We start from the raw sequence: 340 nt of genomic DNA on the forward strand, positions 1-340 counted from the left end.
AAAGACTTGTGAAAATTCGAGCCCTTTAGCCGAATGAAGCGTCATTAACTGTACGGCATCTTGATACGCATCCGCCTGGCTTTCGCCTGATTCTAATGCGGCATGCGAAAGAAACGCTTGTAATGGCATTAAATCTTCGTCTTCATCTTGATAGCTAAATTGGCGAGTCGCCGTGACCAGTTCTTCTAAGTTTTCAATACGGGCTTGCGCTTTTTCACCTTTTTTCCTGCTCATACATCGCTTTTAAACCTGAATCACGAATAATTCGGTCTGTTTGTACATGTAGTGGCATGTCTGCGGTTTCAGAAGCCAACGTCTCAATTAACTCTAAGAACCGTTG

Annotated in this window: 1 pseudogene; it reads right to left on the bottom strand. The window is 43.5% G+C overall.

Annotated elements, in window-relative coordinates:
* Nucleotides 1–340, bottom strand: a pseudogene (locus BHE89_RS22980) (3'-5' exonuclease); the annotation flags it as partial.

The organism is Shigella sp. FC1967 (genome assembly GCF_001743005.1).
Classification (GTDB): domain Bacteria; phylum Pseudomonadota; class Gammaproteobacteria; order Enterobacterales; family Enterobacteriaceae; genus Proteus.